Origin of the sequence: Polaromonas sp., from assembly GCF_041689105.1 — a bacterium.
GTDB lineage: Bacteria > Pseudomonadota > Gammaproteobacteria > Burkholderiales > Burkholderiaceae_C > Polaromonas.
Window position 1 is genome coordinate 1 of record NZ_JBDNGU010000122.1, and the last position, 7,408, is coordinate 7,408.

The following is a 7,408-nucleotide window of genomic DNA, read 5'->3' on the forward strand; positions in this document are numbered from 1 at the left end:
AAGTCAGATCCCGGGGAAACTGCAGACACGTCCGCTTCGAGGCCGAACCGCCGCCGCCGGCTGTTCGGCTATTCTTGAATCCATGCCAAAACAACGCGATCCGTCTTCCCTGCCACCAACAACCGCTGCCCCTGGCGTCCACTACCGCGTGGAAACAGCTGACCTGCATGCCCATCTGTTTCGCATCACGCTGACCGTTGCGCAACCTGCTGCCGTGCAGCGCGTCAGCCTGCCGGTGTGGATACCCGGCAGCTACCTGGTGCGCGAGTTTTCGAAAAACCTGCAGGGATTGCGGGCCCGCCAGGAGTCGCGGGCGCTGCCTGCCGCGCAGGTCCGGCAGCTGGACAAATGCAGCTGGGACATCCATTGCAACGCCGGCAAGCCGCTACAGCTGATCTACGAGATTTATGCCAACGACAGCTCGGTGCGCACCGCCAGCCTGGACGCCCAACGCGGCTTTTTCAACAGCAGCTCGCTGTGCCTGCGGGTCGACGGCCAGACCGAAGCGCCCCACCGGCTGGACATTGCAGCCTCGCCGCTGACCAAGGGCTGGTCCGTGGCCACCGGGCTGGCTCCTCTCAAGGTCAACAAACAAGGCTTCGGCAGCTACCTGGCCGGCGGTTACGACGAACTGGCCGATACCCCGATGGAGATGGGCCTTTTCTGGAGCGGCTCCTTCAGCGCCTGCGGCGTGCCGCACCGCTTTGTGGTGGCGGGTGCCACCGCAGGGTTTGACGGCGAACGGTTGCTGGCGGATACAAAAAAAATCTGCGAAGCACACATCCGCTTCTGGCACGGCAGCAAAAAGCCCCCGTACAAAAACTACCTGTTCATGCTCAATGCGGTCGATGACGGCTACGGCGGCCTGGAGCACCGCAACTCCACCGCGTTGATCTGCAATCGCAAAGACCTGCCGCGCATCGGCGACAGCAAGCTGCCCGAGGGCTACACCACGCTGCGCGGTCTGATCAGCCACGAATACTTTCACACCTGGAACGTCAAGCGCCTGCGGCCCGCTGAATTTTCCAGCTACCGTTATGACCGCGAAAACTACACGCAACTGCTGTGGTTTTTTGAGGGCTTCACGAGCTACTACGACGATCTCATGCTGCGCCGTGCCGACCTGCTTGATGACACGGCCTATCTGCGGCTTCTCAACAAGACCATCAACCAGGTGATGCAGACGCCAGGCCGGCTGGTGCAATCGGTCGCACAAGCCAGCTTTGATGCCTGGGTCAAGTATTACCGCCAGGACGAAAACACGCCGAATGCCACCGTCAGTTACTACACCAAGGGTGCGCTGGTGGCCCTGTGTTTCGACCTGAGCCTGCGCGCCGAAAGCCAGGGCAAGGCACCGGTCACCCTGGATGACGTGATGCGCAGGCTGTGGCAGCGCTGCAAGGCTGGCCCGATGAGTGAGGCCGATTTTTCCGCTGCGCTGCAAGAAGTCAGCGGGCGGTCATGGGACGCCGAGATCGCCAGTTGGGTCCACGGCACCGGCGAGTTGCCCTTGCAGGATCTGCTGCAGCGCCACGGCGTGGCTGTGCTGCAAGAGCCTGCGCAGCTGGCCCAGGCGCTGGGCTTGCGTGTGCAGGAAAACGGCACGGTCCACGTCAAGACCGTGCTACGTGGTGGCGCCGCCGAAAACGCCGGCTTTGCTGCCGGCGATGAATGGCTGGCTATAGAGCCCGTCGCAACGGGAAAGAAAAAAGCAACGGCTGGCGGCTGGCGCCTGAACAAGCTCGAAGATGTCACGCTGTACGCCGGGCCGGACAAAACAGTGCTGGCCTTGCTGGCACGTGACAAGCGTCTGCTGCGGATGGCACTGACACTGCCCACGAATGTGATCACCTGGCGGCTGGTGCTGCGCGATGCACCGCTGGCAAGGCGCTGGCTGACGCCAGCCTGAGCGGGAGGAAGCTACGCGAAGCGAGTGACCGTGTGGGTTCTTGTCTTTACAAGCAGGGGCCGCGGATCTGGCTTTGCCAGTCCGCAGGCGCAGCGGCCGCCTCGGGGGGTAGGGCGTTACACGCAGCGAGCAACCGTGGGGGCTCTACACCGTCGGCGTGTGAAGCTCGACTTGCGCGACAAATCGGTCCGCGGCAGCTGCGCCCTTGACGCCGCCAACAATGTCCCTGGCCCGCTTCACGGCACCCACAAAATCGGCGAGGTTACCTGCAGATTCAATTTTGATACAAAGCATTTCCGAGGTCGGACCAAGCGTCTCCATCAGCAGTCGAGAGGCAAACCGCTTGGCGTCCGGCAGCGTGGCCAGCACCAGGGGGGCTGGCATGGTTGCGGCAACCTGTGTCTCGGCTACTGTGTGGACCGGGCCTGCCGGGGGCAGCATTACGCCGCCTATGGGCTCCACCAGGCCATCCTGGGCCAGCTGCAACAACAAGTTCTCGCAATCACCGTTCAGCGCGCAGAGGTCGGAAAAGCTGCGTTTTCCATCGACCATGATCAGCAGGGATCGCAACTTGGGCCTCAGCCCTGACTGCCGGTTGGCAATGGCCTCCGCCCCCTGCGGTGTCTTGTGGTGAATCGCTTGTTTGTCCAGCATGGCCGTCTCCCAAGGTCGTTGTCACCGCAGTGTAAGACTGAAACAAGGCTTGGTCGAGCAAGGACGTACCTGGCCAGCGAGCTGCGCCGGGCGCGCGCACTCAAGCCCGGCGGTCCAGCACCCGTTTGGCCTTGCCCAGGCTGCGCTCGATGCCGCCTTCGGCACGCAGCTCGATCTCCGCCGTGGTGCCAACATAGGCCTTGATCTCGTGCTGCAGCAGTTGTGCCGCCGCCTTTGCTGCGGCACTGTCAGGCGCCAGGCCAGGGCGCGTCTCCACCGCCACGCACAGGCAGTCCAGAACACCCTGGCGCGTGAGGATGCACTGGTAATGCGGCGCGAGTTCGCTGCGCTTGAGAATCAGCTCCTCGATCTGCGTGGGAAACACATTGACACCGCGCACAATCATCATGTCGTCGCTGCGGCCAGTGATTTTTTCCATGCGGCGCATGCTGCGCGCCGTGCCCGGCAGCAGCCGTGTCAGGTCGCGGGTGCGGTAACGGATGATGGGCAGCGCCTCCTTGCTCAGGCTGGTGAAGACCAGCTCGCCGATCTCGCCGTCGGGCAGCAGCGCGCCAGTTTCCGGGTCGACGATCTCGGGGTAGAAATGGTCTTCCCAGATGGTCGGGCCGTCCTTGGTCTCCACACACTCGCTGGCCACGCCCGGGCCAATGACCTCACTCAGGCCGTAAATATCGACTGCGTCAATGCCCATGCGTTTTTCGATGGCGTGCCGCATGTCGTTGGTCCACGGCTCGGCGCCAAAAATACCGCTGCGCAGGCTGGTGTCGGCCGCCGACATGCCCTGCTTTTCAAATTCGTCGGCAATGGCCAGCATGTAGCTGGGCGTGACCATGATGATGTCGGGTTTGAAATCGGTGATCAGCTGCACCTGGCGTTCGGTCTGGCCGCCGCCGAAGGGCACGACGGTCAGCCCGAGTTTTTCGGCGCCGTAATGCGCACCCAGCCCGCCCGTGAAGAGGCCGTAGCCGTAGCTGATGTGCACCAGGTCGCCAGGCCGCGCACCGGCCGCGCGTATGCTACGCGCCACGCAGCCGGCCCACATGTCCACGTCGTTGCGCGTATAGGCGACCACCGTGGGTTTGCCGGTGGTTCCGCTGGACGCGTGCAGGCGCACACACTGATCGCGCGGCACCGCCAGCATGCCAAAGGGGTAGCTTTCGCGCAAGTCGGCCTTGGTGGTGAAGGGAAACTTCGCGAGGTCGGCGAGCGAGCGACAGTCATCGGGGTGAACACCGGCTGCGTCGAACTTGGCGCGGTACACCGGCGAATGCAGGTAGGCATGGCGCACGCTGGCCTGCAGGCGCTTGAGCTGCAGGGCGCGCAACTCGTCCAGGCTGGCATTTTCGATCGGCTCCAGCGGAAAACTTTTCATGCAGCCTCCGCACCGGAAGCGTCAATGACGCTGCCGGGTATCTGCGCGCTTTTGCCACGGAACATGGCGACCACCTCACCGCGCTGGTTGCTGACCTTCATGTCGTAGACGCCGTGGCGGCCCTGCAAGGCCTGCTCCGCTCCTTCGCAGGTCAACACGTCGCCCAGCTTTCCGGGCTGGAGGAACTCGATGCTGCAGCCCGCAGCCACCGCTGCCTTGTTGTAGCTGTTGCATGCGAATGCAAAGGTCGAGTCGGCCAGCGTGAAGATAAATCCACCGTGGCAGATCTTGTGCCCGTTGAGATGTATGTCGCGCACCGTCATGCGCAGCATCGCGCGGCCGGGCTCGCAGCTCAGCAGCTCCATCCCCAGGGTGTTTCTGGAGGCGGTGTCGGCGGCAAACATGGCTTCGCCCACCTTGCGGGCCAGTGTGTGGGCGTCCATCATTCGCCCCTGAACTGCGGCTGGCGTTTTTCAAGAAAGGCCGTCACGCCCTCGATGTAGTCGTGCGTGCGCCCGAGCGCCGACTGGGTATCCCGCTCGGCATCAAGTTGCTGATCCAGCGTCTGTGTGGCGCTCTCCCGCAGCATCTGCCGGGTCGCCACCAGTGCCTTGGTTGGCATGCCGGCCAGACGCTGCGCCAGCGCCAGGGCGGCCGCCACGCAGTCGTCGGTCACGTCCCAGATCATTCCCCACTCCCTGGCCTGCGCCGCCGGCAATTTGTCGCCCGTCATGGCCAGCGCCATGGCACGTGCCAAGCCAAGCCGCTGGGGCAAAAACCAGGTGCCGCCCGCATCGGGAATCAGGCCGATTTTGCTGAAAGCCTGGATAAAGCTGGCGCCGGGTGCGGCAATCGCGATGTCGCACGTCATGGCCAGCGAGGCGCCAGCGCCGGCCGCCACGCCGTTGACGGCGGCAACCGTCGGCATGCGCAGCTTCTGTAGCCGGCGCACCGTCGGGTTGAAAGCCTGGTCGATCACCGGCCCTGGGTTGGCGCGTTCGACCAGGTACGGGCCAGGTGCAAAGTCGAACTCGCCCAGGTCGGCACCGGCGCAAAAACCACGCCCGGCCCCCGTGATGACCATGGCGCGTATCGCCGGATTGGCCTCGGCGCGGTCCAGCGCAGCCCACAAATCGCTGTGCATCTGGCGGGTAAAGCTGTTGAGCGCCTGCGGCCGGTTCAGCGTGAGCACGGCGACAGCGCCCTGTTCGGCATACAAAACCGTGGCTTCTGCGGCAGGTGGGGATGAGGCTTGCGTCATGGCTATCTGTCTCCTGTCCTGAATTTATCATTAACCGACCCATCGGTCGGTTAATGTTTTCCCTTGCCCGGGACCGGTGGGCAGCATGGCATGATTCAACCCAAAGGACACTGCCATGACAACGATGACCCATGAACTCATTCTGACCCGTACCGAAGGCCGTGTGGCCATCATCACCCTGAACCGCCCCAAGCAGCTCAATGCACTTAACGACCAGCTGATGGACGAGCTGGGCAGCGCGCTCAAGGCCTTTGATGCTGACGACAACATCGGCTGCATGGTTTTGACCGGCAGCGAAAAGGCGTTTGCCGCCGGCGCCGACATCGGCGCGATGGCAACCTACGGTTTTGCCGATGTTTACAAAAACGACTACATCACGCGCAACTGGGAGCAGATTCGCAACATCCGCAAACCGGTGATCGCCGCTGTCAGCGGCTTTGCGCTGGGCGGCGGCTGCGAGCTGGCGATGATGTGCGACTTCATCATTGCCGCGGACAACGCAAAGTTCGGCCAGCCCGAAATCAAGCTCGGCATCATCCCCGGCTCGGGCGGCACGCAGCGCCTGCCACGCGCAGTCGGCAAGGCCAAGGCCATGGACCTGGTGCTGACAGGCCGCATGATGGATGCGGCGGAGGCCGAGCGCAGCGGCCTGGCCAGCCGCGTCGTACCGCTGGACAAACTCATGGACGAAGCGCTGGGCGCGGCGCTGCAGATCTGCGACTACGGGCAAATCGCCGTGATGGCCGCCAAGGAGGCGGTCAACCGCGCCTACGAAGGCACGCTGGCTGACGGCATCATGTTCGAACGCCGCCTGTTCCACGCCACCTTCGCCACCAGCGACCAGAAGGAAGGCATGGATGCCTTTGTCAACAAACGCAAACCCCTGTTTACCGATCGATAGAGCCCCCACGTTCGTTCACTGCGTGTAACTCTCTGCACCTTGCAGGCCGCCGCTCGCCGGAAGCTTCGTTTCTGTCGCCTGTCCAAAGCGGCGCCGGCAGCTTTGGAGCCGCAGTCTCCAGCCCAGAGGGGGCGCTGCGCCTGCGGGCCGGCAAAGCCGGACCCGCGGCTCCTGCTTGATTGAAGAGTCCCCCCATGTTGCACCCTCGTCAAGGGCTGTTCGGGTTTGGCTATAATCTTGGACGCGCGGTGATATAGCTCAGTTGGTTAGAGCGCAGCATTCATAATGCTGATGTCGGTGGTTCAAGTCCACCTATCACCACCAGATTTTCCCGGAGCCCCAGAGGTCAATGCTTCTGGGGCTTTGTTACTTCACAGCCTCTGGATAGACACCATGAAACGCTGCCTGAAAACCCTTGCCTTGGCCCTGCCGGCCGGCCTCGTGGCGGCGCTGCTGACGCTCGGCGTGCCTGCTGCGGCGCAGACGTCCGGCAGCGACGGCAGCCTCGGCGTTCGGCAGTTTCCCAAGGCCGCCCTGCGCGCGGTGCTGGTGGTCAAGACACCTCCCGAGATCACCCTCAACGGCAAGCCCGACCGGCTGTCGCCAGGCGCGCGCATCCGCAATCTCAACAACAACTTTGTCATGTCCGGCGAGCTGATGGGCAAGGAACTGCTGGTCAACTACACCCGCGACAACATCGGCCAGGTGTATGAGGTGTGGGTGCTGAGCGCCGAGGAAGCCAAGGAAAAACGCCCAGGCCTGCCCACGCGCACCTTCAGCTTCGGTTTCGAGTCCGACGGCAACACACCGCAGGACGACGGCAAGACACCCTACAACCAGTTGCCACGCTACAAACAGTAAATCCCTGCTTTTCAAGAAAAATTGGCCTCCAGCCCATATCTGGCGTGGGCAATCAGCTATAAATTGGATAGCAAATCGCATGAGCAAAAAAGTCTTTATCAAAACCTTCGGCTGCCAGATGAACGAGTACGACTCGGACAAGATGTCCGACGTGTTGCACGCCGCCCAGGGTTACGAGCCAACCACCAACGTCGACGAAGCCGACCTGATCCTGTTCAACACCTGCTCGGTGCGCGAAAAGGCGCAGGAAAAGGTCTTCAGTGACCTGGGCCGGGTCAAGCACCTGAAGAAAAAGGGCGTGCTGATCGGCGTGGGTGGCTGCGTGGCCAGCCAGGAGGGCGAGGCCATCATTGAACGTGCGCCGTATGTCGACGTGGTGTTCGGCCCGCAAACCCTGCACCGCCTGCCCGACCTGCTGAATAAACGCAT

The 7,408-nt window shown here is 63.0% G+C and carries 7 protein-coding genes, 1 tRNA gene and 1 pseudogene; 5 read left to right on the plus strand and 4 right to left on the minus strand.

Features of this window, described 5'->3' with window-relative positions:
- Nucleotides 1–82: 82 nt before the first annotated feature.
- Nucleotides 83–1,909 (plus strand): M61 family metallopeptidase, encoded by a 1,827-nt coding sequence (locus ACESMT_RS13570; RefSeq protein WP_372827131.1) that lies wholly within the window; start codon nucleotides 83–85, stop codon nucleotides 1,907–1,909.
- Between the two features lie 144 nt (nucleotides 1,910–2,053).
- On the opposite strand, the gene ACESMT_RS13575 is transcribed toward ACESMT_RS13570, so the two are convergent.
- From ACESMT_RS13575 to ACESMT_RS13590, 4 genes are all read right to left on the minus strand, one after another.
- Nucleotides 2,054–2,563, minus strand: a complete 510-nt coding sequence (locus tag ACESMT_RS13575) for a hypothetical protein (RefSeq protein ID WP_372827132.1) — start codon at nucleotides 2,561–2,563, stop codon at nucleotides 2,054–2,056.
- Nucleotides 2,564–2,663: 100 nt separating this feature from the next.
- Nucleotides 2,664–3,956, minus strand: a complete 1,293-nt coding sequence (gene paaK / locus ACESMT_RS13580; RefSeq protein WP_372827133.1) for a phenylacetate--CoA ligase PaaK — start codon at nucleotides 3,954–3,956, stop codon at nucleotides 2,664–2,666.
- On the minus strand, nucleotides 3,953–4,402 hold the full coding sequence (gene paaI, locus ACESMT_RS13585; RefSeq protein WP_372827134.1) for a hydroxyphenylacetyl-CoA thioesterase PaaI: 450 nt from the start codon (nucleotides 4,400–4,402) through the stop codon (nucleotides 3,953–3,955). Before paaI ends, paaK begins: the two co-directional genes overlap by 4 nt.
- On the minus strand, nucleotides 4,399–5,217 hold the full coding sequence (locus ACESMT_RS13590) for an enoyl-CoA hydratase-related protein (RefSeq protein WP_372827135.1): 819 nt from the start codon (nucleotides 5,215–5,217) through the stop codon (nucleotides 4,399–4,401). Before ACESMT_RS13590 ends, paaI begins: the two co-directional genes overlap by 4 nt.
- A 124-nt stretch (nucleotides 5,218–5,341) precedes the next feature.
- On the opposite strand from ACESMT_RS13590, the gene ACESMT_RS13595 reads away from it, so the two are divergent.
- The 4 genes and pseudogenes from ACESMT_RS13595 to ACESMT_RS13610 all read left to right on the plus strand — a co-directional run.
- The gene (locus ACESMT_RS13595) at nucleotides 5,342–6,118 is read left to right on the plus strand and encodes an enoyl-CoA hydratase (protein ID WP_372827137.1); all 777 of its coding nucleotides are present in this window, start codon (nucleotides 5,342–5,344) and stop codon (nucleotides 6,116–6,118) included.
- Nucleotides 6,119–6,365: 247 nt separating this feature from the next.
- Nucleotides 6,366–6,442 (plus strand) — tRNA-Met (locus ACESMT_RS13600).
- A gap of 69 nt (nucleotides 6,443–6,511) precedes the next feature.
- Nucleotides 6,512–6,979 carry a hypothetical protein gene (locus ACESMT_RS13605; RefSeq protein WP_372827136.1) on the plus strand — a complete coding sequence of 156 codons (468 nt, stop codon included), beginning with the start codon at nucleotides 6,512–6,514 and terminating at the stop codon, nucleotides 6,977–6,979.
- 79 nt (nucleotides 6,980–7,058) lie between these two features.
- Nucleotides 7,059–7,408, plus strand: a pseudogene (locus ACESMT_RS13610) (tRNA (N6-isopentenyl adenosine(37)-C2)-methylthiotransferase MiaB); the annotation flags it as partial.